26 protein-coding genes are annotated in these 25197 nt (G+C 72.2%); 6 read left to right on the top strand and 20 right to left on the bottom strand.

Going from position 1 to position 25197, the window contains the following annotated elements:
• Positions 1-164: 164 nt before the first annotated feature.
• The gene (locus ACZ4M8_RS20170) at positions 165-536 is read right to left on the bottom strand and encodes a VOC family protein (protein ID WP_467609231.1); all 372 of its coding nucleotides are present in this window, start codon (positions 534-536) and stop codon (positions 165-167) included.
• A gap of 164 nt (positions 537-700) precedes the next feature.
• The gene (locus ACZ4M8_RS20165) at positions 701-2041 is read right to left on the bottom strand and encodes a UDP-glucose dehydrogenase family protein (protein ID WP_467609229.1); all 1341 of its coding nucleotides are present in this window, start codon (positions 2039-2041) and stop codon (positions 701-703) included.
• 249 nt (positions 2042-2290) lie between these two features.
• On the opposite strand from ACZ4M8_RS20165, the gene ACZ4M8_RS20160 reads away from it, so the two are divergent.
• Together ACZ4M8_RS20160 and ACZ4M8_RS20155 are read left to right on the top strand one after the other, a co-directional pair.
• Positions 2291-3463, top strand: a complete 1173-nt coding sequence (locus ACZ4M8_RS20160; protein ID WP_467609227.1) for an acyl-CoA dehydrogenase family protein — start codon at positions 2291-2293, stop codon at positions 3461-3463.
• A 108-nt stretch (positions 3464-3571) separates the two neighbouring features.
• On the top strand, positions 3572-3823 hold the full coding sequence (locus ACZ4M8_RS20155) for a hypothetical protein (RefSeq protein ID WP_467609226.1): 252 nt from the start codon (positions 3572-3574) through the stop codon (positions 3821-3823).
• A gap of 61 nt (positions 3824-3884) precedes the next feature.
• Here ACZ4M8_RS20155 and ACZ4M8_RS20150 read toward each other — a convergent pair whose 3' ends face one another.
• The 8 genes from ACZ4M8_RS20150 to ACZ4M8_RS20115 all read right to left on the bottom strand — a co-directional run bounded on the left by ACZ4M8_RS20150 (position 3885) and on the right by ACZ4M8_RS20115 (position 8306).
• Positions 3885-4073 (bottom strand): hypothetical protein, encoded by a 189-nt coding sequence (locus ACZ4M8_RS20150; RefSeq protein ID WP_399090064.1) that lies wholly within the window; start codon positions 4071-4073, stop codon positions 3885-3887.
• Positions 4074-4078: 5 nt separating this feature from the next.
• Positions 4079-4213, bottom strand: a complete 135-nt coding sequence (locus ACZ4M8_RS20145; RefSeq protein WP_381699091.1) for a hypothetical protein — start codon at positions 4211-4213, stop codon at positions 4079-4081.
• A gap of 385 nt (positions 4214-4598) precedes the next feature.
• The gene (locus tag ACZ4M8_RS20140; protein WP_467609224.1) at positions 4599-4796 is read right to left on the bottom strand and encodes a hypothetical protein; all 198 of its coding nucleotides are present in this window, start codon (positions 4794-4796) and stop codon (positions 4599-4601) included.
• Positions 4796-4990 carry a hypothetical protein gene (locus ACZ4M8_RS20135; protein ID WP_467609222.1) on the bottom strand — a complete coding sequence of 65 codons (195 nt, stop codon included), beginning with the start codon at positions 4988-4990 and terminating at the stop codon, positions 4796-4798. Before ACZ4M8_RS20135 ends, ACZ4M8_RS20140 begins: the two co-directional genes overlap by 1 nt.
• Before the next feature lie 86 nt (positions 4991-5076).
• Complete coding sequence (locus ACZ4M8_RS20130; protein ID WP_467609220.1) at positions 5077-5925, bottom strand: helix-turn-helix domain-containing protein; 849 nt, start codon at positions 5923-5925, stop codon at positions 5077-5079.
• A gap of 17 nt (positions 5926-5942) precedes the next feature.
• Positions 5943-6467 carry a DUF6879 family protein gene (locus tag ACZ4M8_RS20125; protein ID WP_467609218.1) on the bottom strand — a complete coding sequence of 175 codons (525 nt, stop codon included), beginning with the start codon at positions 6465-6467 and terminating at the stop codon, positions 5943-5945.
• Positions 6448-6681 carry a hypothetical protein gene (locus ACZ4M8_RS20120; protein ID WP_467609216.1) on the bottom strand — a complete coding sequence of 78 codons (234 nt, stop codon included), beginning with the start codon at positions 6679-6681 and terminating at the stop codon, positions 6448-6450. Before ACZ4M8_RS20120 ends, ACZ4M8_RS20125 begins: the two co-directional genes overlap by 20 nt.
• Positions 6682-7031: 350 nt before the next feature.
• On the bottom strand, positions 7032-8306 hold the full coding sequence (locus tag ACZ4M8_RS20115) for an LCP family protein (protein ID WP_467609214.1): 1275 nt from the start codon (positions 8304-8306) through the stop codon (positions 7032-7034).
• A gap of 227 nt (positions 8307-8533) precedes the next feature.
• Between ACZ4M8_RS20115 and ACZ4M8_RS20110 the strand changes: the two genes are divergently transcribed.
• The gene (locus tag ACZ4M8_RS20110; protein ID WP_467609212.1) at positions 8534-9088 is read left to right on the top strand and encodes an acyl-CoA thioesterase; all 555 of its coding nucleotides are present in this window, start codon (positions 8534-8536) and stop codon (positions 9086-9088) included.
• On the opposite strand, the gene ACZ4M8_RS20105 is transcribed toward ACZ4M8_RS20110, so the two are convergent.
• From ACZ4M8_RS20105 to ACZ4M8_RS20095, 3 genes are all read right to left on the bottom strand, one after another.
• Positions 9039-9623 carry a VanZ family protein gene (locus ACZ4M8_RS20105; protein WP_467609210.1) on the bottom strand — a complete coding sequence of 195 codons (585 nt, stop codon included), beginning with the start codon at positions 9621-9623 and terminating at the stop codon, positions 9039-9041. The two genes, ACZ4M8_RS20110 and ACZ4M8_RS20105, sit on opposite strands and share 50 nt — an antisense overlap.
• Before the next feature lie 96 nt (positions 9624-9719).
• Positions 9720-10136: a hypothetical protein gene (locus ACZ4M8_RS20100; protein WP_467609208.1), complete on the bottom strand. Its 417-nt coding sequence runs from the start codon at positions 10134-10136 to the stop codon at positions 9720-9722.
• The gene (locus tag ACZ4M8_RS20095) at positions 10133-11602 is read right to left on the bottom strand and encodes an LCP family protein (protein ID WP_467609206.1); all 1470 of its coding nucleotides are present in this window, start codon (positions 11600-11602) and stop codon (positions 10133-10135) included. The genes ACZ4M8_RS20100 and ACZ4M8_RS20095 overlap by 4 nt, the downstream gene beginning before the upstream one ends.
• A gap of 265 nt (positions 11603-11867) precedes the next feature.
• Here ACZ4M8_RS20095 and ACZ4M8_RS20090 point away from each other — a divergent pair, with 265 nt between their 5' ends.
• Positions 11868-12893: a glycosyltransferase family 2 protein gene (locus ACZ4M8_RS20090; protein WP_467609204.1), complete on the top strand. Its 1026-nt coding sequence runs from the start codon at positions 11868-11870 to the stop codon at positions 12891-12893.
• A 72-nt stretch (positions 12894-12965) separates the two neighbouring features.
• Here ACZ4M8_RS20090 and ACZ4M8_RS20085 read toward each other — a convergent pair whose 3' ends face one another.
• The 4 genes from ACZ4M8_RS20085 to ACZ4M8_RS20070 all read right to left on the bottom strand — a co-directional run bounded on the left by ACZ4M8_RS20085 (position 12966) and on the right by ACZ4M8_RS20070 (position 19202).
• Complete coding sequence (locus tag ACZ4M8_RS20085; RefSeq protein WP_467609202.1) at positions 12966-14804, bottom strand: LCP family protein; 1839 nt, start codon at positions 14802-14804, stop codon at positions 12966-12968.
• 69 nt (positions 14805-14873) lie between these two features.
• Positions 14874-16604 (bottom strand): LCP family protein, encoded by a 1731-nt coding sequence (locus tag ACZ4M8_RS20080; RefSeq protein ID WP_467609982.1) that lies wholly within the window; start codon positions 16602-16604, stop codon positions 14874-14876.
• Between the two features lie 219 nt (positions 16605-16823).
• Positions 16824-17939 (bottom strand): LCP family protein, encoded by a 1116-nt coding sequence (locus tag ACZ4M8_RS20075; protein WP_467609200.1) that lies wholly within the window; start codon positions 17937-17939, stop codon positions 16824-16826.
• Positions 17940-18437: 498 nt separating this feature from the next.
• Positions 18438-19202 carry a TIGR03089 family protein gene (locus ACZ4M8_RS20070; protein WP_467609198.1) on the bottom strand — a complete coding sequence of 255 codons (765 nt, stop codon included), beginning with the start codon at positions 19200-19202 and terminating at the stop codon, positions 18438-18440.
• A 414-nt stretch (positions 19203-19616) separates the two neighbouring features.
• Here ACZ4M8_RS20070 and manB point away from each other — a divergent pair, with 414 nt between their 5' ends.
• Positions 19617-20699 carry a mannose-1-phosphate guanylyltransferase gene (gene manB / locus ACZ4M8_RS20065; protein WP_467609196.1) on the top strand — a complete coding sequence of 361 codons (1083 nt, stop codon included), beginning with the start codon at positions 19617-19619 and terminating at the stop codon, positions 20697-20699.
• 272 nt (positions 20700-20971) lie between these two features.
• A complete protein-coding gene (locus tag ACZ4M8_RS20060; RefSeq protein WP_467609194.1) occupies positions 20972-21877 on the top strand; it encodes a DNA-3-methyladenine glycosylase family protein in 906 nt (301 codons plus the stop codon).
• 376 nt (positions 21878-22253) lie between these two features.
• Here ACZ4M8_RS20060 and ACZ4M8_RS20055 read toward each other — a convergent pair whose 3' ends face one another.
• From ACZ4M8_RS20055 to ACZ4M8_RS20045, 3 genes are read right to left on the bottom strand one after another with little or no spacing between them, the layout of a single operon-like run.
• Complete coding sequence (locus ACZ4M8_RS20055; RefSeq protein WP_467609192.1) at positions 22254-23612, bottom strand: coenzyme F420-0:L-glutamate ligase; 1359 nt, start codon at positions 23610-23612, stop codon at positions 22254-22256.
• Positions 23609-24598 (bottom strand): 2-phospho-L-lactate transferase, encoded by a 990-nt coding sequence (gene cofD, locus ACZ4M8_RS20050; RefSeq protein ID WP_467609190.1) that lies wholly within the window; start codon positions 24596-24598, stop codon positions 23609-23611. Before cofD ends, ACZ4M8_RS20055 begins: the two co-directional genes overlap by 4 nt.
• Positions 24599-24652: 54 nt before the next feature.
• Entirely contained in the window at positions 24653-25171 is a 519-nt protein-coding gene (locus ACZ4M8_RS20045) for a cysteine dioxygenase (protein WP_467609188.1), read from the bottom strand.
• Between the last annotated feature and the right edge of the window lie 26 nt (positions 25172-25197).

The following is a 25197-nucleotide window of genomic DNA, read 5'->3' as shown; positions in this document are numbered from 1 at the left end:
GCGACCGCCCGGAGCACCGGGAACGCCCCGGCGGGCCCCGTCATGGACGGCGGCCCGCCGGGGCGTTCTTCCGTGTCCGGCGGTGCGGGCAGGCGGTGCCCGGTGGCCCGGCGCGGTGCCGGGCCACCGGCCGTCTCCCGTCCCGGCCGGTCGGGGAGCGGCGCTCAGTCCCGGAAGCAGAAGCAGAACGGGTGCCCGGCCGGGTCCAGGTAGACCCGCCAGTTCTGCCGGGCGTCGTCCTGCTGGACCAGCTTCGCGCCGAGTGCGAGCGCCTTCTCCTGGGCCGCCTCGGCGTCCGCCCGCCGTACGTCGAAGTCGAGGTGGAGCTGCTGCGGATGCTCCTGGCCCGGCCACTGCGGCGGCCGGTACCCCGCCACCTGCTGGAACGCGAGTGTCCTGCCCTGCGGCCCGGCGACCTCGACCCAGTCACCGTCCTCGTCCGCCACCTGCCAGCCGAGCAGCTCGGCGTAGAAGGCGGCGAGCGCCCGGGAGTCGGGGCAGTCCAGTGCGACGACGCCCAGCTCGATCAGGGCCATGGCGTTACCTCCTCGGTGACGTCAACGGATATCTGCGTCACTGCATGATGGCGGCTCGCGCCGGGCACGTCCGGCGATTCCCGCGTTCCGCCACCGGCGCGCCGCCCGGAGCACGTCCGCCCGGCCGGAAGCGGGCCCGGCCGGGCGGCACGACGGGGGGAGGGCTACGCCTGCGGCCGGCCCAGCGCCCGGTAGGTCCAGCCGGCCTTGCGCCACAGCTCCGGGTCGAGGGCGTTGCGGCCGTCGAGGACGCGGCGGGCGGTGACCGCCTCGCCCAGCACCGCCGGGTCCAGCTCCCGGAACTCCCGCCACTCCGTCAGGTGCAGCACCGCGTCCGCGCCGCGCACCGCCTCCAGCGCGCTGTCGGCGTAGCCCAGCGTCGGGAACAGCCGCCGGGCGTTCTCCATGCCCTTCGGGTCGTACACGGTGACCTGCCCGCCCTGGAGGTGGATCTGGCCGGCGACGTTGAGGGCGGGGGAGTCGCGGACGTCGTCGGAGTCCGGCTTGAAAGTGGCGCCGAGGACCGCGACGCGCTTGCCGAGGAAGGAGCCGCCGACCGCGTCCCGGGTCAGCTCGACCATGTGGCCGCGGCGCCGCATGTTGATCGAGTCGACCTCGCGCAGGAACGTCAGCGCCTGGTCCGCGCCCAGTTCACCGGCGCGGGCCATGAACGCCCGGATGTCCTTGGGCAGGCAGCCGCCGCCGAAGCCGACCCCGGCGCGCAGGAACTTCTTGCCGATCCGCTCGTCGTGCCCGATCGCCTCGGCCAGCTTCACCACATCGCCGTCGGCCGCCTCGCAGACCTCCGCCATGGCGTTGATGAACGAGATCTTCGTCGCCAGGAAGGAGTTGGCCGCGGTCTTCACCAGCTCGGCCGTCGGATAGTCCATGACGACGAAGGGCGAGCCCTCGGCGACCGGCTTCGCGTAGATCTCCCGCAGGACCGCCTCGGCCCGCTCGCTCGCCACACCGACGACGATCCGGTCCGGGTGGAGGGTGTCGTCGACGGCGAACCCCTCACGCAGGAACTCCGGGTTCCACGCCAGCTCCGCCGCCTCGCCCGCCGGCGCCTCGCGCGCCAGCAGCCGCGCCAGCCGCGCCGCGCTGCCCACCGGCACCGTCGACTTGCCGACGACCAGCGCCGGACGGTCCAGATACGGCGCGAGCGAGGCGAAGGCGCTCTCGACGTACGACATGTCGCAGGCGTACTCACCGTGCTTCTGCGGGGTGTTCACGCAGACGAAGTGGACATCGCCGAAGGCCCCGGCCTCCTCGTAGGAGGTGGTGAAGCGGAGCCGGCCGGTGGAGCCCTCGATACCGGCGATGTGGCGGCGCAGCAGTTCCTCCAGTCCCGGCTCGTACATCGGGACCTCGCCGCGCCGCAGCATCTCGATCTTCTCGGGGACGACGTCCAGGCCCAGCACCTCGAAGCCGAGTTCGGCCATGGCGGCGGCGTGGGTGGCGCCGAGGTAACCGGTGCCGATCACGGTGATCTTGAGGGCCATGGGTGCTCCAAACCAGGTTTCGGCGCGGCGCGCCGGGATGTCGGGGTGCGGGTCGGTGACGGACGGGTGAAAAGGCGCTGACCGAGCATAGTCGGGCCGCTCCGGGCGACCGGCGGCCACCGGCCATGGCGAGAATCCGCTCCCTGTCGTAAACCTCACGCCCCGCTGCCGGTGCGGGACCCATAGAATCCGGAGAAGATAAGGGTTACTTAACGGTAGTTAGCTCAGCTCTCAGGGGAGTGAGAAACCTTGGCGGGAACCGCTGATTTCGATCTGTACCGGCCGTCGGAGGAGCACGACATGCTCCGGGAGTCGGTGCGCGCCCTCGCCGAGGCGAAGATCGCACCGTTCGCCGCCGCCGTGGACGAGGAGGCCCGCTTCCCGCAGGAGGCGCGTGACGCGCTCACCGCGAACGACCTGCACGCCGTCCACGTCCCCGAGGCGTACGGCGGCGCCGGCGCCGACGCGCTCGCCACCGTCATCGTCATCGAGGAGGTCGCCCGGGTCTGCGCCTCGTCCTCGCTGATCCCGGCGGTCAACAAGCTCGGCTCGCTCCCGGTGATCCTCTCCGGCTCCGAGGCGCTGAAGGCGAAGTACCTCGGCCCGCTGGCCAAGGGCGACGCGATGTTCTCGTACTGCCTGAGCGAGCCGGACGCCGGCTCGGACGCGGCGGGCATGAAGACCAAGGCCGTACGCGACGGCGACTTCTGGGTCCTCAACGGCGTGAAGCGCTGGATCACCAACGCCGGCGTCTCCGAGTACTACACGGTCATGGCCGTCACCGACCCGGAGAAGCGCTCCAAGGGCATCTCCGCCTTCGTCGTCGAGAAGGACGACGAGGGCGTCTCCTTCGGCGCCCCCGAGAAGAAGCTCGGCATCAAGGGCTCGCCGACCCGCGAGGTCTACCTCGACAACGTCCGCATCCCCGCCGACCGCATGATCGGCGCCGAGGGCACCGGCTTCGCCACCGCGATGAAGACCCTCGACCACACCCGCATCACCATCGCCGCACAGGCGCTCGGCATCGCCCAGGGCGCGCTGGACTACGCCAAGGGCTACGTCCGTGAGCGCAAGCAGTTCGGCAAGCCGATCGGCGACTTCCAGGGCGTGCAGTTCATGCTCGCCGACATGGCGATGAAGGTCGAGGCCGCCCGCCAGCTGACCTACGCCGCCGCCGCGAAGTCCGAGCGCATCGCCGCCGGCGGCAAGGACGAGGACCTCACCTTCTTCGGCGCCGCCGCCAAGTGCTACGCCTCCGACGCCGCCATGGAGATCACCACCGACGCCGTCCAGCTCCTCGGCGGCTACGGCTACACCCGCGACTACCCGGTCGAGCGCATGATGCGCGACGCCAAGATCACGCAGATTTACGAGGGCACGAATCAGGTGCAGCGGATCGTGATGGCGCGGAACCTGCCGTAGACAAGGTCCGAGCCCGGATCGAACTGCACGGAGGACGGGCCACTTCCTCCGGTGCTCCCGTACGTCGGGGCGACGGCCGCTGAGGTCAAGGAACTTCCGGGAATCGCGGTGACCGTCGAACGGTCGGGGAAGACCGGCCGACCGGCCACCGTTTTCACGCTCCGCGGTGACGATTCCGAACACGCAGAGCTGGGGAAAACTGTCACGGAGCCGATGCCGGCCGAACCGGAGCGTCATGTGAAGCGGGCCACGGTCGTGCAGATGGCCGCCTACCGCCCGGCCCCGGTGCCCGAACCGGTGAAGCGGTCGGCTGCTCCCGTTCCCGCTCTGGCCGACAACCCGTTCCGCGCTCTGCTCTGATCGCTCGAATCAAACCGAGAACGCCCCCACCATTCGGTGGGGGCGTTCTTTTGCTTGGGACCTACACGAGGCTGATCCCGGCCTGAGCCTTGATGGTGTTCACCGCGTCTTCGGTGAGCCAGCGCAGGGGGACCACGGTCCACTTGTCGCGCTTGCGCATGACCACGGCCTTACCGTCCCTGGTGCGTCCGACGTGAATGAAGCCGTGATCACGTCGCAGGTCTTTCGCCAGGTTCTCGCCGTGGATCACGGGCCTTACTTCCCTTCGCGGTCCTCGTCGTCGGCCATGCTGCTGTGCACGTCCCCGTTTTGAGAGACACGGGTGTCAGGGTCGGTCGCCTGGCCCTGGTTGGCGTACGGGTCCCACTCGTCCTCGTTCTGCTTACCCATTCTGGCCTGCTCCCTAGATCGATGGCTGAGGCGAAACGGGGAATCGGTCCCCGCGTCGTCGTGCAACCCGTCCCGGCCGCCAGGCTGTCCGGTAACTGAGCGATCGGGCGGGGGCTTGCACCGCCCCTGCCGGGATTCTCGAATGGGTACAGGGGGAGCCCAATTCGGTGTCGTCCGGCAGGGACGGAGTCTGTGGGCGCTTCGGCTTCCCTGAGTCCGAAGCGGTTGCCCTCACTGCTCAGGGCAGCACCCCAGTGAAGGGGTGGATCGGGGCGAGAGCCTGGGCCCGTCAGCTCAGGCCGGGCACGTCTGCCCGTACTCGACGGCTTGTCCGATCGGGGGACTCTCCGGCTGTCTGCCACGGGGTAGCAGGACGCCGGAATTCTCAGGTCCGGGATACGGAGGCGGGCGGCGCCATCCATTCCTTGCCACCGCGTTCGGGCCAGATGAAAGCGGTCGGCTGCTTGCGGCGCTTCTGGGGCAGCTCGGCCGGGTCCTCCCAATCAGGGATCACATCCCGCAGGATGCCGACTCTTCCCGAGCCGTCCTCGCCCCGCTCACCGATGTCGTCAACCGTCACCATCAGTGGCCCTCCGGGTGACGCCGCAGGAAGACGTTGCAGTCCGACACCGTGGTCCAGTCGCGGCCCGCCCGCGCCCGGTCCCGTACGTTCGCCAGCTCCACACACCCCGCGCAGCCCTCCACGGGGACCGGCTCCAGGTCCAGCCGCAACGGCAGCTCCACCAGTTCACTCGGGTACGTCTTCGGCTGGCTCATGCTGTCCCTCCGCGTCGTCCGTGTGATGACCACGCTAGGGACGTCAGCGAATCAACCCCCAGGAAGTTGCACGCGGTTGCACAGATTCATCCAAGGGAGTCGATGGCCCTTGTGATGCAGGCGCGAGCTTCTGGGCCTCGTACAGCAATCTTCGACAGTTCGCCGAAGGCTTTCAGATACGTTCGGATCTCGCCGGGGGCCGTCAGATTGATCTCTGCCGTCAGCGTCTCCACCGCCACCTGGGCATCGTCGAAGGCGTAGAACGCTTCCAGCGGCCAGGCCGCACGCCGGGCGTCGAGCGGGATCACACCCAATGAGACGTTGGGCTGAGCCATGACCGACAGCAGGTAGCCGAGTTGGCCCGCCAGCGCCGCGTCGTCGCTGACGCGGTAATAGAGGACAGCTTCCTCCAGGAGCAGCGCAAAGCGATGGTCCCCTTCCCGCACGACGCGGGAGCGGTTCAGCCGAGCCTGTACGGCGTCTGAGACGTCGTCCGGCGTTCCCTGAAAGTGCGTGATGGACCGTAGAAGGCCAGTGGCGTACTCGGCCGTCTGGAGCATCCCCGGTACGACATTGGATGCGTAGACGCGGAAAGTGCGGGTCCGTTGGTAGAGGGGCACCGTCTGTTCGTGAATCCGGCGCATCCCGTCCCGGTGGATCTGCCGCCACTCCACATACATGGACTCAGCGTTGCGTGAGGCTGCGATCAAGTCGGCGACCTGATCGTCAGCATCACAGGCCGTGCACCAGGCCCGGATATCCGCGTCTGAGGGCGGAGTCTTGCCACGGGCGATCCGCGAGGACTTGGACTTGTGCCAGCCGCACCGGGCGGCCAGTTCATTCCCCGTGAGCCCGGCGTCCTTCATGATGCTTTGCAACCGGGTTGCTACAGCGGCGCGCGCCGCTTGGGCGCTGGAGAGCGGGGACGAGGACATGAACCGGCCGGCCTGAGTTAGACGCTGTACTTCTCGTGTGGGATGGCGCGCTCCCACACAGCCTCGAACGCCGAGGCGCAGAGCTGAGCAACGGCAGGGTCTTCGGTCTGGTCGGTGTGGACCCACTGCCCGGACCCATCAAAGATATTGAACTGAACCAACCGCCCGTCGAACAGCCAGAAGTCATTTCCGGGCAGGGCCAGATCTGATGCGTGGCGCCGAGGCAGCCAGCGGATCTGCTCCCCGGCAGCGACGTTCGTGAACGTTCCCGAGTGCTCAAAGCGGATGTAGTCGCTCAGCGGTTCGGAGACGATTCGGGCGCGGCGCATCACCACTCCCTTGTTCGTGACCTCCTGCACGAGGTCGAGCCACGGCCGCCACCACGAGTCGCGGTCGTCGGGGTTGAGGCGGTGCCCCTCCCTCCACGCCGCGAACCCTTCGATCTCGTTCTCTGCGCCGTAGGCGTCGCGCATCTCCAGATGGACGGCTGACCTTTCAGCCGCACGGAGCAGGTCAGCAAAGCTAGTCAAGCTCTGCGACATCAAGTGCCTCCCTGAGAAGCGGGAGCATCCGCCTCGGTACCCGGATCACTGCTTCGTGGTCGAGGATCGGAACATCCACCGAGCTTTCCCGCGTGGTCTGCTCGTCCGCCTTCCATCCCTGGAAGAGGAGATCCCTCGTGCCCTCATCGACCCACACGGCCGGAGAGCCGTGATCCCCGGACTCTGGATCTTTACCGACGAACCGTAGCGCCATGCCGACCTCCGCTGTCGAGTGCGTTGCAGTCTGTTGCACGACCCTCACGCCCCGAGGTGGCTGTGGTCAAGAGGGCGGGTTCCTTCTGGTCAACGTGAGCGTCCCTGGGGTGTCCAGCGGCGATGACATCCACGTACGAGTGATCATGGGGAAATGCTGGGGAGGCACCCCCTGAAGGGGGCGTTCGCGCAGGTCAGAGCGGTAATTTCCGTAAAGCACCCAGATTTACGAGGGCACCAACCAGGTCCAGCGGATCGTGATGGCGAGGAACCTGCCGTAGGGAGTCGCCGCACGTGAACGGCCCCCGGCGTGTTCGCCGGGGGCCGTCGTTGTCGTGCGGGTTGCGCGGGTCACTGACCGTCGGTGACGGTGACCTTCTCGTCGTTGTTGAGCTGCTGGACGAGCTGCTGGACCTTGGCGGTGTCCCACATGACGAAGCCGTTGGTGATACCGGACATCGGCATGTTCAGCGAGGTGCCCTCGCCGCTGTTGACACTCTTCATCGCGAAGAACATGTTGCCCAGGTCCCACAGGCTCATGTCCTTGTCGACGATGACGGTGTCCAGGCCCGCGCCGAGCGTCGGGTAGAGCTGGAAGGGGTTGAGCAGTGTGCCCGGCGCCGCAGCCTGGCTGGCGAGCGCGGCGAGGAACTTCTGCTGGTTCTTGGTGCGCGCCAGGTCCTCCTGCGCGAAGGCGTGGCGGGCGCGGACGAAGGCGAGCGCCTGACTGCCGTTGAGGGTCTGCTTGCCCGCCTGGAAGTCGGAGCCGGAGTTCTTGTCCTTGAACGCCTTGGGGATGTCCAGCTCCACCCCGCCGATCGCGTCCACGATGTTCGCGAAGCCGGCGAAGCCGATCTCGACGTAGTGGTCGATGTGCAGCTTGGTGTTGTACTCGATCGTCCGCACCAGCAGCGCGGCGCCGTCCATGGCGTACGCCGCGTTCAGCTTGGTGCGGCGGCCGGTGGCCGGGTACTTCTTACCGGACTCGGAGCCGATGAAGGACGGTATCTCCACGCCGGAGTCGCGCGGCAGCGAGATCAGCGTGGGGCCGTTGCTGCCGTCGTGCAGGATCATCATCGAGTCGGTGCGCTTGCCCTCGGCCGACCCGGTGTGGAGCTTCTTCTTGTCGTCCGCGGTCATGCCCTCGCGGCTGTCCGAGCCCACGATCAGGTAGTTGGTGCCGTCGCCCTCCGCGGGCCGGTCGATGACCTTGCTCAGGTCCACCTCGCGGCGCAGCTTGCCGTCGGCCCAGAAGTACGTGGCGACGGAGGCGACCGCGAAGACCACGACGACGGTGAGCACCGTCCACTTGATGCGGCGGCCCCAGTTCGGGCGCGGCCGGGCGTCGTGGCCGCCCTGCTGCGGGCCGCGGGGGCCGCCACCGCCGTAGACCTGGCCGGTGTTGTACCCGTCGCGGTCGTCGTAGCCCTGCGACTGCTGCGGGGGGACGGTGCCGCGGCGCGGACTCATGTCCGGGGGCAGCGGCGGCTCGGCACGGCCGTAGCCGGGGCCGGCGTCCCGCCGTACCTGCGGCATGGCGCGCGCGCCTTCCGGCTGGGCGCTGCCGCTGCCGTGCCCGTACCCGCGCCGGTCGCGGGAGGATCCGTTCCCGTGCCACTCATTCATAGGAAGGAGTGTGCCTGGCGCGGTGCGGGGTCTTACAGGGCGGGGGCGGGTTCGCAGCGGGGCTGTTGCAGAGCTGATGCAAAGCGCGTGGGCATACCGCAAGCGGATGTGACCATTCCGACGTGGCGCGGGAAAACCGCATTACGGGCGACCGCGCGGGCCCGGAACGGCCTCCGCGGACCCGTCCTCCCGGTCGGTCACCGGCCGTCACCGCTTAGGGTGGACGCATGACCGAACTCGTCACCGACGGCGAGGAGGGCGCCCCCGCGGGCAAGCCCACCTCCGTCTCCCGCACCACCCTGTCGCACATCATGACCGCCGCGGACACCAATCTCCTCGGCACGGTGCACGGTGGCGTGATCATGAAACTGGTCGACGACGCGGCGGGCGCGGTCGCGGGACGGCACTCCGGCGGCCCCGCCGTCACCGCCTCCATGGACGAGATGGCCTTCCTGGAACCGGTCCGCGTCGGCGACCTCGTCCATGTGAAGGCCCAGATCAACTGGACCGGCCGCTCCTCCATGGAGGTCGGCGTCCGGGTCCTCGCCGAGCGGTGGAACGAATCCACCCCGGCCACCCAGGTCGGCTCCGCCTACCTCGTCTTCGCCGCCGTCGACGCTGAGGGCAAGCCCCGTACGGTGCCGCCGGTGATCGTCGAGACCGAGCGTGACCGGCGCCGCTACCAGGAGGCGCAGATCCGCCGGACGCACCGCCTCGCCCGGCGCCGCGCGATCATGGAGCTGCGCGCACGGCACGCCGCCGAGGGCCTGAACGACGCGTGACCGCCGCGGCCCACCGGGCCAGCGCCGCCGCCCCCAGGCCGAGGCCCGCCCCGGCCGCGCCGCACAGCACGTCGTTGACGTCCGGGACCCGGCCCGCCCGCATCACCGCCTGCGCCGCCTCGACCGCCACGCACACCCCCACAGCCGTCCAGAACGACCAGGACGCCGGCCACCGCACCGCCGCGAACCGCAGCAGCAGCGGCACCGGCAGGTAGAGCGCCGCCCCGGCAAGGTGCTCGCGCACCAGCACCGGCAGTTCGTCCGGCGGCAGCGGCGCCCCCGGATCGAACAGTCCCGCGCCGGGCAGCCACCACACCGTCGCATCGCCCGAACCGATCGGCTGGACCGGCGCCACCGTCACCACCAGCAGCAACACCAGCCAAGCGGCCAGCAGCACCCCGGCGGTCCGGCGCGGCCGCGGGTCCGCCGGGGCGCGGCCCTCCCACAGCGCGAGACCGGTGCCCAGGGCGAGCGCCCCCGGCAGGCAGAGCACCACCGCCACGGGCGGGACGTCCCGGACCAGCTGCTGCCACATGCGAACCTCCGGATCCTGCCGCCGCCGGGCCCCGGGCGGGCCGTCCCGCCCCCGCCCGCGGCTCCGGGTGGCGGCAGGGGGACGGCCCGCCCCGGGTCAGCCGCAGCTCCACCTGGTGACGTAGACCCGCTCCCCGTGTTCCATCACCCCGCGGACGCACTCCCCGGGCGTCATCCCCACCCGGCCGCGCAGTACCGCCGCGCCGCCGGACGTCCGTACGGTGCCGAACCACCCGGGGAACGCGGTGATCCGGGAGTCCTTGCGCTGGTAGCCCAGGCGCACGGTGATCTCGCCGGGGCCCGGGGCGCGCCGGTAGCGCGCGGTGTAGACGCCCGGGTGGCCCACCGGACCGGCCAGGCACAGCAGCCCGCCCGAGGGCCCGCCGCAGCCGGACGGCGCCGCCGGGGCCGGCGGGGCGGCCGCCGCCACCGTCGCGACCAGGCACAGCGCGGCCGCCAGGCCCGCCCGCCGGGCGTAGCCGCGGCGGTCCGCGGGGCCGGCCGGCCCGCTCACGGGCACGCGGCCTCGTCGCCGGTGACGGCCGAGATGCCCGGGGTGCCGGGCGCCGGTTCCTCGGCCCGTACCGGATGTACCCCGGTGTAGTCCGCTCCGGCCGTGACCCGCAGCACCGGGCCCAGGCCCGCGACCTGCCGCAGTTCGGCGCCGGGCAGCGCGGCGGCCACGGTCCGCGCCGAACGGTCCCAGCGCGGGTCGTAGGAGATGACCGTCTTCGTGTGCGGTCCGTCGGGGGCGTCCCCGGGGACGCCCGACGGGACGAAACCGGCCGCGGCCAGCGCCTTGGTGACGGTGTTGGCCAGCCCGCGCCGCTCGGTGCCGTTGTCGACATGGACGCGGATCTGCTCCGGCGGGACGTCCACGACCGTCGGCCGGGGTGCGTGCGGCGCCGCCTTCTTCGGGCGGACGGCGAGCGGTTCGTCGTCCCGCAGCGCCTGGAAGACCTGCCCGGCGGCGACCGGGTCCCAGCGCACCGTCGTCCCGCCGCCCGGCAGCCGTACGCCCTCCCGGGCCAGCGGCACCGACAGGAACTCCGACGACGCCGGGGTGAAGCCGCGCATCGCCTGCCCCAGATCGACCAGGTCGTCGGCGGTGAAGCCGGAGTCGGCCCGGACCGACGTCAGCATCGCGTCCGCGACCTGCCGGAACCGCACCGGGTTCATCAGCACCCCCGACGACGTCACCTTGTGGATCAGCGACGCCAGGAACCGCTGCTGGCGCTGCATCCGGCCCAGGTCCGCGGAGCCGTCGATATGCCGCGAGCGCACGTACTGGAGGGCCTGCCCGCCGTTGAGAGTCGCCTTCCCGGCGGGCAGATCGAGCCCGGTGTAGCTGTCCTTCAGCGGCCGTACGGTGCAGACGTCCACCCCGCCGACCGCGTCCACGCTCCGCATGAAGCTGGTGAAGTCGACCTCCAGGTAGTGGTCGATGTGCACACCCGTCATGTGCTCGACGGTGCGGACGGTCAGCCCCGGCCCGCCCTCGGCGTACGCCGCGTTCAGCTTCACGGCGTGCTTGCGCCGCTCCCGCCCGGCCGCGTCCTTGTGGGCGGGCACCTCGGCGTAGGAGTCGCGCGGCAGGCTGACGACGCTGGCGCGGTCCCGTCCGGCGGAGAGGTGCACCAGCATCAGGGTGTCCGTGCAGTGGCAGGGCGCGCCGCCCAGGTGGTACTTGCGCTTCTCGGCGGGCGTGATCCTGTCCCGGCCGTCGGTGCCGACGACGAGGAAGTTCAGCCCGTCGCCGCCGGTGGGCCGGTCCTGCTCCCGCATCCCCTGGAACGGCTGGACCCGCCCGATGCCGTCCTCCACCCCGGTGACCATGGCGTGCCCGACACCGCTCGCGGACAGCAGCAGCACCGAGACGGCGGCGGCGAGCCGCAGCCCCCAGCGCCGGCGCGGTGCGCGCCCGCGTTCCCGGGCGGTGCGGCGCGCCGCGGTGCGGGCGGGGCGGGGCGGGACGGTCAACGGGGGACACCTCCGCGGCGGGACGGGTGGGCGCGGCGCGCCCCGCCGTGGTGGGCGGGGCGGTCCGGCGGCAACAGCGGGAACACAGTAAGTCGATACGATCTACTGCAAAGTGCCACACGCCGGGCCCCGCCCGCCCCACCACCCGCCTGCCGTCCGGCGGTGTCCCCCGTAAGCGGTAACGTGAGCGGCGATTTCGCACTCACCCGGCGAGCGCTGCCGTCCGCGAGGGCGGCTCCGCCACGGGCCATCCCCCCGAGGAACCATGCCCCAGCAGCAGCCCCCGGCCGTCTCCGTGATCATGCCGGTGCTCAACGAGGAACGTCACCTGCGTAACGCGGTCCGGCACATCCTGGAGCAGGAGTACGCCGGCGAGATGGAGGTGGTGATCGCCGTCGGCCCGTCCGCGGACCGTACGGAGGAGATCGCCGCCGAGCTCGCCGCCGAGGACCCGCGGGTGCGCACCGTCGCCAACCCCACGGGCCGCACCCCCGCCGCGCTGAACGCCGCGATCAAGGCGTCCAGCCACCCGGTCGTGGTCCGCGTCGACGGCCACGGCATGCTCTCCCCGAACTACATCGCCACCGCCGTCCGGCTCCTGGAGGAGACCGGCGCGCAGAACGTCGGCGGCATCATGCACGCCGAGGGCGAGAACGCCTGGGAGGAAGCGGTCGCCGCCGCGATGACCTCGAAGATCGGGGTCGGCAACGCCGCCTTCCACACCGGCGGCCAGGCCGGCCCCGCCGAGACCGTCTACCTCGGCGTCTTCCGCCGCGAGGCGCTGGAGCAGCAGGGCGGCTACAACGAGGAGTTCATCCGCGCCCAGGACTGGGAGCTGAACTACCGCATCCGCGAGGCCGGCGGCGGGGTGTGGTTCTCGCCCGAGCTGAAGGTGAGCTACCGCCCCCGGCCCAGCGTCAGGGCGCTGGCCAAGCAGTACAAGGACTACGGCAAGTGGCGCCACGTCGTCGCGCGCTACCACTCCGGCTCGATCAACCTGCGCTACCTCGCCCCGCCGACCGCGGTGTGCGCCATCGCCGCCGGTGTCGTCGTCGGCGTCGCCGTCACCCCCTGGGGCTTCGTCGTCCCGGCCGGGTATCTGGCGGCGATCACCGCGGGCTCCGTCCCGGCGGGCAAGGGCCTGTCGCTGAAGGCCCGCGCGCAGATCCCCCTCGCGCTCGCCACCATGCACATGGCGTGGGGCGCCGGCTTCCTCACCAGCCCCCGCTCACTGGCGCGCAAGGTCATCGCCAGCCGCCGCCCGGCGGTGAAGGCGGCGGCGACGCCGTAGCGGTACGGATCCGGCGTACGGGAGAGGGGCGGGCCACGCGGCCCGCCCCTCTCCCGTGTGCGCCCGGCGGCGTCAGAAGGTGTAAGCCGGGTTGACGTGCATGCACGCCTTGTCGTTCTCACCGTTGAGCGCGGAGTCGTTCTTCGGCGCCTTGCCGGAGGTGTCGCCCGCGGGCTTCGGGTAGTCGGCGCCGGTACGCCAGTCGTTGCCGACGACCATGCGCAGCCCCTCGGCCGAACCGCTCTCCCGTACGGCGCTCGCCGGCAGCCCCAGCTCCTTCGCCAGTGCCAGCGCGTCGCCGCGCAGCTTCTTGTCGTGGTACTCGATGGTGGTGTCCGCCTGGCTGGTGAGCGTGGAGTCGGTGCCCGCCGCGGTGTAGCCGAGCTGCGCCAGACGCTGCTGGACGACGCCGGCGCGGCCGGGGACCGGGCCGTAGACGGTGCTCTGGGTGCCGTTCTGGACGGTGACCGGCAGCTGCCCCTTGGGCATCGACGGCTTCGGGTCCGGCGCCTTCTTCTTCTTGCCGGTGTCCTTGCCGTCCAGCGAGGTGTCGTTGCGCAGCAGCGCGAAGGTCTGCTCCGCCTCGCCCGGCTTGGGGAGCACGTACTTCTCACCGGGGCCGTACATCCACGGCATGGTGATCATCGTGATCCGCTTGGTGGGCACCCGGCGCAGGTCGCCCGCGAGGTCGTAGAGCTTCATGGGGGAGCCCAGCTCGTTGTCGACGGTGAGCGCGTTGACGGCGGCTTCGGCGAGGTCGCGCAGTTTGCCCGGGTCGGTGAGCTTGGTGCCCGCCTTGAGCTGGCGGACCATCGAGTTCATGTACATGTGCTGGGCCTTGGCCCGGCCGATGTCGGTGTTGTCCTCGAAGCCGTAGCGGGTCCGCAGCCACTGCAGCGCCTGGACGCCCTTGACGGAGTGGGTGCCCTTGGTGAGCTTCAGTCCGCTGCCGTGGCCGTCGCTGCGGTTGTGCGAGTAGATGTTGTTGTCGACGCAGACCGGGACGCCGCCGATGGCGTCGGCCATGTCCACCACACCGGCGAAGTCGACCATCATGAAGTGGTCGATGTAGACGCCGGTCAGCTCTTTCCAGGTGGCGACGGTGCAGCCCGGACCGCCGTGCTGGAGCGACTGGTTGATGGCCGCGGTGGTCTGCGGGTAGACCGTGCCGTCGTCCGGGTCGGTGCACTTGGGGATCGTGACGCGGGTGTCGCGGGGGATCGACATCACCGACATGTTGCTGCGGTCCGCCGAGACGTGCAGCAGCATCTGGACGTCGCCCAGCGGCTTGCGGTCGCGGTCCTCGCCGGCGCCGCCCAGCTTGATGTTCTTCGCGCTGTCCCGGCCGTCGGAGCCGATCAGCAGGATGTTCAGCGGGGTCTGGCCGAACGCGTTCGGCTCCGGCTTGCGCAGTCCGCCCTCGCCGAGGTCCAGCTCGTCCTTGCGGAGGCTGTCGCTGAGGTGCTGGTAGTAGAGGTAGCCCGCGGTACCGGCGCCGGCCACCAGCACGAAGACCACGCCCAGCGAGGTCCACAGGATGGTGCGGCGCTTGCGGCGCCGCCGCCGTCCGCCGCGCGCGGAGCCGTCGCCGCCTTTGCTCTTGCGCCGGCCGGCCCGGCCGCCGCCCGCTGCTCCTTCGGCGTTCCCGGTGGCCTTGTCGCCGTCCTTGCCGCCGTCCGTGTCACCGGCCGGGGCGCCGGGGCCGTCGGCCCGGTGGCCGCTCGTGCCGTCGCCGGCGCCGTCCGCGGACACGGCGTCGGCGCCGGGTATCCAGCCGGGGGCGTCCGGCGGCGGGCCGGAGTTCTTGTACAGGCTGTCGTCCCAGCCCAACTGCTGGGCGTCCGGCTGTTGTTCCGGCGTTCCGGACCGGCGTCGGCGCGGCCGGTCGCCGCGCACACTGTTCTGCCGCATCGGGCTCTCTCCCCGGGTCGGTAAATGGTGCGCTCGGCGCCTGTGCGGGGCGGCCGCGGCTCGTTCAGGTCACTTGGCGCAGATGTTCTTGTCATCTGCATTGACGTTCTGGACACCGTCCGGGGTTTCGGTCGGCGCCTCAATAGGGGTTCCGGGGGCGGTGAAGTCCTTGCCGAGGGTCAGCTTCATGGGCACCCGGTCCCCCGCGTTCGTGGCGGACTTCTTGAGCGCGCTCTTGGGCAGACCCATCCAGTCCGCCAGCGTGGCGGCCTGATCGGCCTGGTTGGGGGCGTACTCGAGCTGGGTGGTGGCCAGCTTCGCCGGGGCGTTGCCCGCGTTGGTGGAGAGCTTGGCGGCCTTGATGTTCTGCAGCCAGTCCACGGTCTCCTGCGCCGCGCCCAGCGGTCCGCCGCCGTTGGTGACGTCGACCCGGACCAGCTCCGGCGGCGCTTTCTTCACCGGTGCCTTCTTCCCCTTCCCCTTGCCCTTCTTGGCGAGCATGTGGTCGGCCTGAACCATCTTGAACAGGGGTTCGGCCTTGCTCTTGTCGAGTATGACGGTCGCATCGTCCTGAGGGTTGTCCAGAACGGGCACCGTGGCGAAGGTGATTTTGCCGATGTCGACGCGCTTGAGGTCGTTGGCGAGCGCGATGAGCTTGGTCGCACTGCCGATACCGGTGTCGACCGTCATCGACCTGGTGGCCACCTTGCTGATGTCGAGCAGCTTCGACGGGCTGCTGAACGCGTCCGACTTGATCTTGCGGATCATCGAGCTGAGGAACTGCTGCTGCAACTCGATGCGGCTGAGGTCGCTGCCGAAGCCGACGGTGTGCCGGGTACGGACGAACGCCAGCGCCTGCTCGCCCTTGACGACGTGCCGGCCGGCCTTCAACTTCAGGTGGGACTTGGGGTCGTTGATGTCCTTCGCGGCGCAGACCTCCACGCCGTCGACCGCCTCGGACAGCTCCTTGACGGCGTTGAAGTCGACCATCATGAAGTGGTTGACCTTCAGTCCGGTCAGCTTCTCGACGGTCCGCCAGGTGCAGCCGGGGTCCCGGCCCTCCTGCCCGAGGCTGGTGTTGAACCGCACGCCGCTCTCACCGGGGATGACCTTCTTCGACCCGTCCGCCTGCTTCGTGGGGCAGGGCGGAATGTCGGTGATCATGTCGCGCGGGATGCTCAACGCGGTCGCGTTCGTACGGTCCTTGGAGACGTGCATCAGGACGGTGGTGTCCGCGTGCCCCACGCTGCCGTTGTCGCCGTAGCCCTCGTTGCCCTTACCGGAGCGGGCGTCGGTGCCGATGATGAGGATGTTGACCGGGCCGTCGGAGACCGCGTCGTTCTCGATGCCGACATCGACCTTGGGGATGTCGTTGAGCTGCCCGACGACGTAGTACGCCACGCCGCCGCCGGCCACCAGCACGAAGCCGAGGACGCCGGACGTCCACAGCAGCGCCTTCTTCCTGCCGGACTTCTTCGGCTTGGGCCGGCGCCGGCTCGACGTCGCGGCGGCGGCACCGCCGGAGCGGGCGGCCTTACGGGCGGCGGCCCGGCCTCCGGGGCGGGGTGCCCCGTCGGGGGCGGCGGCAGCGGAGCGGCGGTCGCGCTGGGCCGGCAGTTCGCGGGTCTCGGTGTCGCGTTCCGGCGCGCGCCGGGAGCGTCGGGGTACCGGATCCGGCGCGGCCGGTTCGGGTGCGGCGTCGAGCCGCAACTCGTACTTACCGGTGCTGGGGTTGAGTACCCACTGGTCGGCGGGGTCGATGTTGTCGTCCCCCGCCCGCCCACGGCCTTGCGCGTCCACGGTGCCCTGCATCCTCCGTCGGTGCCACGCGGCGCCTCCCCTCGGGCGCACGGTCGGACCTGTGTTTCACGTTCGTTCGTCCGGCTGGTCTGCGGACCGGATCACTCACACTATCCGTCCAGTTCAGCGTGGAACGCCGCCCGTGACAAATTCCACTTCCCTACAACTGGGCAATCCGCCCAATCCATTCGAGCTGTTGGTGCGACCTTTGCGGCATTTTTATTCGCAGATCCCGCGTTCTGTGGTGGTTGCGGGAATGGGCGGTCGCGAAGGCGTCGGCGGCGTCGGGGAACTGGCCGTCTTCTCGTCGGAGGATGCCGTATCCGAAGCGTTCGGTGAAGAGGCGTGACCGGAGTTGCCGGGGCCGTGCGCGGGCGCGGCGGGCACCGGAAGGTCCCGGGCCAGCCGGTGGAAGAGCTGGTCAGCGGCGGGTTGTGCCAACTCGTCGCGATTGGCGTCGTAGCGGTACCCGGTACGTGGCACGGTCATGAACTGCACGCGTCCGGCAGGAATGGCGCGCATGCTGCGGACCAATTCGTAGAGACCGGTGAGGGAAGCCAGTGCCTTGTCGGTGGTGAGCGAACTCGTCGCGGCATCCAGCAGCGGATAGAGCCGGGCCGGATTGAGCAGCACACCATTGCTCTGCACTTTCTTCACGAGAGCGTCAAGGAACTGCTGTTGGCGTTCCATACGCTGCGTATCGCTTCCGTTACCCAGACTCTTGCGGGCGCGGACAAAACCGAGGGCTTCTTCGCCGTGCAGGGTCTGCCGCCCCGCCGGGAGATCGATCCGTGCCTGTGGATCGTGGAGCGGCCGCGGCAGACACATCGTGACGCCGCCGACCGCGTCCACCATCCGCTTGAATCCGACGAAATCGACGATGACGTGGTGCCCGACGCGGATGCCGGTCAGCTTCTCGACGGTACGGATGGCGCAGGCGGCGCCCCCGGTCTGGAACGCCGCGTTGAACGGGGTGACACCCGCCGGTGTCCGCCGCCCGTCCGCGCCGGTGCACGCGGGGACGGAGACCATCAGATCGCGCGGGATGCTCACCGCGGTGGCGCTGCGCCGGTCGGCGGCGAGGTGCACCAGGAGGGTGGTGTCGGCGCGCCGGGTGCCGTCGTCGGCGCCGTACGCGCCGTTGCCGCCGCCTCGGGTGTCGGAGCCGATCAGCAGGATGTTCTCGGCGTCCGGCGGGCCGCTCGGGGGCCGCTCGGCCTCGTATTTCTCCAGCTCGTTCTGGGTGGCGCTGTCGGCGTGGAGGTTGCCGCTGAGCCGGGCGTGGAGCGCGTAGCCGGTGCCGGCGAGCCCCAGCAGCGCGGCGGCGGTGCCCACCGCGACCCACCGCGGCCACCGCCGCCGGGGCGCGCGGTCCGCCGAAGCGGTGCCGGGGGCTTCGCCGGGCTTCCCGCCGGGATCGCCGGGCGGGAGGTGGGGGTCGCCGGGCGGGAGGTGGGGGTCGTCTGCCACCTGCGCATCCCTCCCTGGCCTCTCGGCGGTGCCGCGTGCGCGGCCCGGTGGCGGGGTGTGGCGGTGCAGCCACCCCGCGCCGGGCGGGCGCGTATTCCAGGATCATGGCCCCGCGGCGCCGAAGAGGCCCGCTCCGGCGGAGGTACGGTCCGCCGGACGGGGGAGTTCCGGGGCGTACGCCGGGTGTGCGGCCGTGGTGTTCCGGGGCGTGCGCGGGCGCGCGGGAGGCCGGGCGGCGGGAGGAGGGGACGGCGCCATGGCGAAAGGGCGGGACGTAGTGGTGCGCGCGAAGGGCGGCCGCCCGTGGGGCCGCGATGGAACGGCCGGCCGCGCGGGCCGGAGCCCGGCGGCCGGAAGCGCGGGTCAGAGCGTGGCGGACGGGGCCTGGAAGGTGACCTGTTCGCTGCGGGCACGGGTCGCGGCGGCGGTCTCGTCGAGCCGCTCCGGGTGGCGGCAGAGCACTACCGAGCCGCCGGTGGCGAGGGGCGCGTACAGCCCGTAGGACAGGCCGGGCCAGCCGTCGTAGGCGAGGCCCGACAGCACGCGGGGGGTGGGCGGCATCCCGGCGGCGCGGGCGTCGGCCAGTGCGCGGTCGACGACCTCGGCGCCGGTCAGCTCCTCACCGTCCACGCGGAGCGCCGGGTCGTCCCCGGTCACCGGGGCGAACGGGGCGAAGCGGTCGCCCTGCGACGGGACCTCCACCGCGTAGTCGGCGAACCCGGCCGGGGCCTGGGGGAACCGGCCGCCCAGCGGCCGCAGGGCCAGCGCCACCCGCTCACCGGTGCAGGCGCGGGCGGTCTCCAGCCGGTCCGGGCCGCTGACCACCACATCGGCGGCGGCCGGGTCCCCGTCGACATCGGCCAGCACCCCGACGGACGAGGCGGCCACCAGCCACACCGCGGTCTGCCAGTGGGCGGGCAGCAGCAGCGCGAGACGGTCGCCGGGACCGGCGGCCAGATCGCCCTGGAGGTAGTTGGCGGTCTTCGCCACCCAGTTGGCGAAGGTCGCGACGGACAGCTCCACGCGCTCACCGGTGGCGTCGTCGTAGAAGGTCACGAGGGGGCGGGCGGGATCCGCGGCGAGCGCGGAACGCAGCAGGCCGGCGGGGGTGCGTTCGGTGGCGTTCACGGTCGCAGGGTACGGGACCCGGCCCGCCCGGTGACGGCGGATGAGCGGGCACCGGGCGCGGACCCGTACGGGGGCGCGCACTTCCCCGCAGGGCGGGCGCGGCTCCCGTAGGGGACACCCCCGTGGCCCGTAAGGGAGAGGAACCGGCCCGTACGGGACGACCGTCACCCCGTACGGGCTCTGATGTGGCGTCAGCACCTGTACGGGTGCGGCAGGGGGACGCGCTGCCCGCCGGGCGGGTGGCGGACCGGGGGCGCGGGCCCGAAGCGCGCCCCCGCCGGGCCCCGTACGGTGCCGGTGCGCCCGGCAACGTCGCACGTCACCGGGGACGCCGCCCCCGGACCGGGCCGCCGGACCGTCTGCCTACACTGGTCGGCCGATCGGCCGACCCCAGCAGGAAGCAGAGACGACAAGGTGACTGAAGCGATCCTCCTGGTCGGCGGCAAGGGCACGAGGTTGCGCCCGCTGACGGTGCATACGCCCAAACCGATGGTGCCCGCGGCCGGTGTGCCGTTCCTGACCCACCAGTTGGCGCGGGCCCGCGCCGCGGGCGTCGAGCACATCGTCCTCGCCACGTCCTACCTCGCCGAGGTCTTCGAACCGCACTTCGGCGACGGCTCCGACCTGGGCCTGCACCTGGAGTACGTGACCGAGGAGGAACCGCTGGGCACCGGCGGCGCGATCCGCAACGTCGCCTCCCGGCTGCACTCCGCCCCGGGCGACCCGGTCCTCATCTTCAACGGCGACATCCTCACCGGGCTCGACATCCCGGCGCTCGTCGGCACCCACCGCACCAGCGGCGCCGACGTCTCACTGCACCTGTCCCGGGTCGAGGACCCGCGCGCCTACGGGCTGGTCCCCACCGACGCCTCCGGCCGCGTCACCGCCTTCCTGGAGAAGCCGCAGACGCCGGAGGAGATCGTCACCGACCAGATCAACGCCGGGGCGTACGTCTTCAACCGCTCGGTCATCGACACCATCCCGGCCGGCCGCCCGGTCTCCGTCGAGCGCGAGACCTTCCCCGGACTGCTCGCCGACGGCGCCCACCTCCAGGGCATGGTCGACTCCACCTACTGGCTCGACCTCGGCACCCCGCAGGCGTTCGTCCGCGGCTCCGCCGACCTGGTCCTGGGCCGCGCCCCGTCCCCGGCGGTGCCCGGCCGGTGCGGGGAACACCTGATCCTGGACACCGCGCGGGTCGCGCCGGACGCCAAGCTGACCGCCGGCACCGTCGCCGGCCCCGGCAGCCGGATCGGCGCCGGCGCCCGGGTCGAGGGCTCCACGGTGCTGGCGGACGCGGTGATCGAGGAGGGCGCGGTCGTCCGCGACTCCCTGATCGGCGCGGGCGCCCGGATCGGCGCCCGCACGGTCCTGGACGGCGCGGTCATCGGCGACGGCGCGGTCATCGGCGCCGACAACGAACTCCGCGACGGCATCCGCGTCTGGTGCGACGCCCGCCTCCCCGACGGCGCGGTGCGGTTCTCGTCGGACCAGTAGGACCAGTAAGGGAGGAACGGCGCCCTTCGGGGGCCGGGGCGTTCCCCGTACGGGGTGTGTCCCCGTAGGGCTCCGGGCCTCGCCCCCCGTAAGGCGCCGGTTCCGTTTCCGTAGGGGCCGGGGCCGGGCCCGTACGGGCTTGTGCGTCCCCGTAGGGCTCCGGGCGGGCCCCGTAAGAGCTCCGGCCCTTCCCGTAAGGGTTCCCGCCCGGTCCCGCAGGGCCTCCGGACCGCTCCCGGCCCGCTGTCACCCCCATCGCCTACGCTGGCGAGATGCCCGTCCGTACCTGGGAGCCGCCCGGCCCCTACGACCTGCACCGCACGCTCGGCGTGCTGGGGCGGGGGCCGGGCGATCCCGCCTTCCAGATGCGCGGCGGCGAGATCTGGCGGGCCAGCCGCACCCCGCAGGGGCCCGGCACCCTCCGGCTGGCGGCCCGGCCCGCCGAGGGCGCTGTCGCGGCCGAGGCGTGGGGGCCCGGCGCCGACTGGCTGCTGGAGCGGCTGCCCGCACTCCTCGGCGCCGACGACGACCCGGGGGCGTTCACCCCGCGCCACCGCCTCGTCCACGCCGCGCACCGCCGCCACCGCGGCGTCCGGCTCGCCCGTACGGGGCTGGTCCTGGAGTCGCTGATCCCCTCCGTCCTGGAGCAGAAGGTCACCAGCGACGAGGCGTACCGCGCCTGGCGGCTGCTGCTCCAGCGGCACGGCGAGCCCGCCCCCGGCCCCTGGGAGCGGCTGCGGGTCATGCCCGATCCGCGTGGCTGGGCGATGATCCCGTCCTGGGAGTGGCACCGCGCGGGCGTCGACGCCAAACGCTCCGACACGATCGTGCGCGCGGTACGGGCCGCCCGGCGGGTCGAGGAGGCCGCCGCGATGGATCTCGCCGCCGCCACCCGCAGGCTCTGCGCCCTCCCCGGCGTCGGCCCGTGGACCGCCGCCGAAACACTGCAACGCGTCCTCGGAGCCCCGGACGCGCTGACCCTCGGCGACCTCCATCTGCCGAAGATCATCGGCTACGCCCTCACCGGCCGCCGGGGCGCCACCGACGCGCAGATGCTCGACCTGCTCGCCCCGTACGACGGCCAGCGCCACCGCGCGGCCCGGCTGATCCTGCTCTCCGGCACGGTCCCGCCCCGCCGCGCCCCGCGCTTCCCCGTAGGCGACATCGCCCGCCTGTGACCTGCGCACACGGCCACCGCCACGCTGCCCGGGAGACACCAGGGGCACGTCATCCGGCCCTGCGCCGCCCACCCGTACGGGGCCGCGCCCGTTCCCCTCACGGGCTCGCGCCGGACCCCTGAGGGGCGGCCGTTCGACCCGCACGGGGCCGCGCCCGGCACCCAGGACCGCCCCTCGACCCGTAAGGGCTCGCGCCGCTCCCCGTACGGGCTGACGCCGCACCCGTAAGGGCCCGTGCCCGCCCCCGCACGGGCCCGTCACCCACACCGCCCTCAAGGGCTGAAGCCCGCCGGGCCGATGCAGGCATCCCGGCGGGCTCCGGCCCTTCTCCTCTTTCTCCTTCTACGGGCTCATGAGCGGGGGCGGGCCCGGCCGCTCACCGGACCTCGATGAAGTCCGCGCCGTCCCGCGCGGGGCGGTCCTTCGGCGGGGCGGCGGGGCGGCCGATCGCGACGGCGCCCATCGGGTCCCAGTCGGCGGGCAGCTCCAGGACCTCGCGGACCACATCGCGGCAGAACATCGTCGACGACACCCAGGCCGAGCCGAGGCGCTCACCGGCGAGGGCGACCAGGAAGTTCTGGATGCCGGCGCCGTTCGCGACGACGAACATCTCCCGCTCGGCGGCCGCCCGGCGCGCGTCCGGATAGCTGTGCGCGCCGTCCGTCACCAGGCACGGCACCGCGAGGTACGGCGCGTTCCGCAGCACCTCACCGCGGCGCAGCCGGCGGGCGACCGCCTCCTCGGAGAACCCGTCGGCCCGCAGGTCCGCGGCCCACGCGTCCCGCATCGCGTCCAGCAGCCGGGTCCGGCTCGCCTCCGACTCCAGCAGGACGAACCGCCACGGCGTGGTGTGGTGCGGCGCCGGGGCGGTCAGCGCCGCCGCGACCGCCCGGCGCACCGCGCCGCCGTCCACCGGATCCTCGGTGAACTCCCGCACCGTGCGCCGCAGCGTCACCGCCTCACGGATCGCCTCGGACGTACCGAGCCGGAACATGTCACCGTCACCGCTGCGCACCAGCGCCGACGCACCCGGGTCGACCGCGTCGTCCGCCCCGTCCGCGCTGTCCGCCGTCACGACATGCGGCAGCCCCCGGACCACCGCGACCGGCAGCGCCGCCGCCTTGCCCTTCACCAGATCGCCCGCGGCGGCGAGCTCATCGGCGGTGGCCACCACCGTCGCACTGAGCGCATTGCCGTACGCGTCGGTGCCGCCCCGCAGATCGTCCAGGACCCGGACGCCCGCGGCGCCGATCGCCACATCCGTCAGCCCCGACCGCCACGGCCGCCCGAAGGTGTCGCTGATGACGACACCGACGTTCACACCGAGCGCCTCCCGCAGCCCGGCGCGGATCGCGCGCGCCGACGCGTCCGGGTCCTCGGGCAGCAGCAGGATCGTGCCGTACGGGGTGTTGGAGGCATCGACCCCGGCGGCGGCCATGATCAGCCCCTGCCGGTTCTGCACGATGCGCAGGGTGCCGCGGCGCGCCACCACCCGGACGGTCTCCCGGTCGATGGCCGCCTCGCGGTCGGTCGCCTCGACGATCCGGCCCTCGGCCTTGCTGACGATCTTGGAGGTGACGAGCAGGACGTCGCCGTCGGCGAGGCCGGGCAGCCCGCCGGCGGTGGCGGCGGCCGCGATCAGCTTCACCAGATCGTCGCCGGCACGCACCTCGGGGATGCCGGGCAGCGCCCAGACGCGGTACGCGGGGACGGCCGCCCCGGTGGAGTCGCTCATGCCCGTACCTCCCCGGCGAGCGTCAGCGCCGCCCGCGCCATCGCGGCCGTCGCGTCGAGATCGGTCATCATCAGCGGCACCGCCCGGCAGCGGATCCCCGCCGCCTCGACCTCGGCGACGGCCGCCGCGTCCACCTCGTCGACCAGCCAGCCGTCCAGCAGCCCGGCCGGCACACCGTCCGCCGCCGCGCGCCCCTTCGGCCCGTAGTGCCGGGCGACCGCCGCGGCCGTCGCCTCGACGCCGACGGCGGCCAGCACCTTGTCGGCCATCCCGCGCACCGGCGCGCCCCCGACGAGGGGGGAGAGGCCGACCACCGGGGCGTCCGCCGCCGCGACGGCCTCCCGGATCCCGGGCACCGCGAGGATCGTCCCGACGCTCACCACCGGGTTGGACGGCGGGAGGACGATGACGTCCGCGGCGGCGATCGCCTCCAGCACACCGGGCGCCGGAACGGCGTCCTCGGCACCGACCGGCACCACCGCGAGCGCGTCCACCGAGGCCCGCATCCGCACCCAGTACTCCTGGAAGTGGACCGCCCGCCGCTCCCCGCCCTCCTCGACGGCGACGTGCGTCTCGACGCGGTCGTCGGTCATCGGCAGCAGCCGCACGCCGGGCTTCCAGCGGTCGCAGAGCGCTTCGGTGACCGCGCTGAGCGGATACCCGGCGCCCAGCATCTGGGTCCGTACGAGGTGGGTGGCGACGTCCCGGTCGCCGAGGCCGAACCAGTCGGGCCCCACGCCGTACGCCGCCAACTCCTCCTTCACCCGGAAGGATTCGTCGTCGCGGCCCCAGCCCTTCGTCTCGTCGATGCCGCCACCGAGCGTGTACATCACGGTGTCGAGGTCGGGACAGACCTTGAGCCCGAAGAGATGGATGTCGTCGCCGGTGTTCCCGATGACGGTGATCTCCGCCCCCGGCTGAGCTGCCTTCAGTCCCCGCAGGAAGCGGGCGCCGCCGATACCGCCGGCCAGAACAACAATGCGCATGCCCTCAGTCTGGCAGCCGCCCGCCACCGGCCGGCGGCCACCGTCGACGGACCGTCAGCGCGCGGCGGCCCCGGCCGCCTCGGCGGCGACGGCGTGCTGCGAGGGGTGCATCTCCATCTCCGTCAGCCCGGGGAAGTACAGGTGCAGGCTGACCGCGGGCGTCAGCGCGTCATTGACGACCTCGTGGACGTAGCCCGGCGCGAAGACCCGCTGCGCACCGGGGCGCAGCGTGCGGTGCGTATCCCGCCCGCCGGACGTCGCGCGTTCGGTCAACTCCCCTTCCAGCACGGTCAGTACGCCGGACGAGCGCCCGTGGTCGTGGCGGCCGCTGCCCTGTCCGGGCAGCCAGCTCAGCAGCCACACCTCGTACCCGGCGGACGGGACCGAGCGCAGCCGGTGATACCAGCGGGTGGTGGCGTCGTAGCGGACCAGCGGTGCCCAGGAGGCGCGGTCGGCGGCGAGGGAGCGGGCCAGACCGGCGAAGCCGGCGACGGTGGAGGGGTGCGCGGGGACGGGCGGCAGGAGGTGGGCGACGGAGAGCGGGTCGCCGGCGATCTGGACATCGCTGTTCATGTGCTTCGGGTTCCTCGGCGGACGAG

This window comes from Streptomyces sp. NPDC027185 (genome assembly GCF_055567035.1).
The sequence above is the reverse complement of the archived record's forward strand: the minus strand, read 5'-3'. Positions and strand labels throughout refer to the sequence as shown.

Coding starts and splice junctions, on each gene's coding strand:
- ACZ4M8_RS20170 (WP_467609231.1), bottom strand. CDS start 536: ATGGCCCTGATCGAGCTGGGCGTCGTCGCACTGGACTGCCCCGACTCC.
- ACZ4M8_RS20165 (WP_467609229.1), bottom strand. CDS start 2,041: ATGGCCCTCAAGATCACCGTGATCGGCACCGGTTACCTCGGCGCCACC.
- ACZ4M8_RS20145 (WP_381699091.1), bottom strand. CDS start 4,213: ATGGGTAAGCAGAACGAGGACGAGTGGGACCCGTACGCCAACCAGGGC.
- ACZ4M8_RS20140 (WP_467609224.1), bottom strand. CDS start 4,796: ATGGTGACGGTTGACGACATCGGTGAGCGGGGCGAGGACGGCTCGGGA.
- ACZ4M8_RS20135 (WP_467609222.1), bottom strand. CDS start 4,990: ATGAGCCAGCCGAAGACGTACCCGAGTGAACTGGTGGAGCTGCCGTTG.
- ACZ4M8_RS20130 (WP_467609220.1), bottom strand. CDS start 5,925: ATGTCCTCGTCCCCGCTCTCCAGCGCCCAAGCGGCGCGCGCCGCTGTA.
- ACZ4M8_RS20125 (WP_467609218.1), bottom strand. CDS start 6,467: ATGTCGCAGAGCTTGACTAGCTTTGCTGACCTGCTCCGTGCGGCTGAA.
- ACZ4M8_RS20120 (WP_467609216.1), bottom strand. CDS start 6,681: ATGGCGCTACGGTTCGTCGGTAAAGATCCAGAGTCCGGGGATCACGGC.
- ACZ4M8_RS20115 (WP_467609214.1), bottom strand. CDS start 8,306: ATGAATGAGTGGCACGGGAACGGATCCTCCCGCGACCGGCGCGGGTAC.
- ACZ4M8_RS20110 (WP_467609212.1), top strand. CDS start 8,534: ATGACCGAACTCGTCACCGACGGCGAGGAGGGCGCCCCCGCGGGCAAG.
- ACZ4M8_RS20105 (WP_467609210.1), bottom strand. CDS start 9,623: ATGTGGCAGCAGCTGGTCCGGGACGTCCCGCCCGTGGCGGTGGTGCTC.
- ACZ4M8_RS20090 (WP_467609204.1), top strand. CDS start 11,868: ATGCCCCAGCAGCAGCCCCCGGCCGTCTCCGTGATCATGCCGGTGCTC.
- ACZ4M8_RS20085 (WP_467609202.1), bottom strand. CDS start 14,804: ATGCGGCAGAACAGTGTGCGCGGCGACCGGCCGCGCCGACGCCGGTCC.
- ACZ4M8_RS20060 (WP_467609194.1), top strand. CDS start 20,972: ATGCCCGTCCGTACCTGGGAGCCGCCCGGCCCCTACGACCTGCACCGC.
- ACZ4M8_RS20055 (WP_467609192.1), bottom strand. CDS start 23,612: ATGAGCGACTCCACCGGGGCGGCCGTCCCCGCGTACCGCGTCTGGGCG.
- cofD (WP_467609190.1), bottom strand. CDS start 24,598: ATGCGCATTGTTGTTCTGGCCGGCGGTATCGGCGGCGCCCGCTTCCTG.
- ACZ4M8_RS20045 (WP_467609188.1), bottom strand. CDS start 25,171: ATGAACAGCGATGTCCAGATCGCCGGCGACCCGCTCTCCGTCGCCCAC.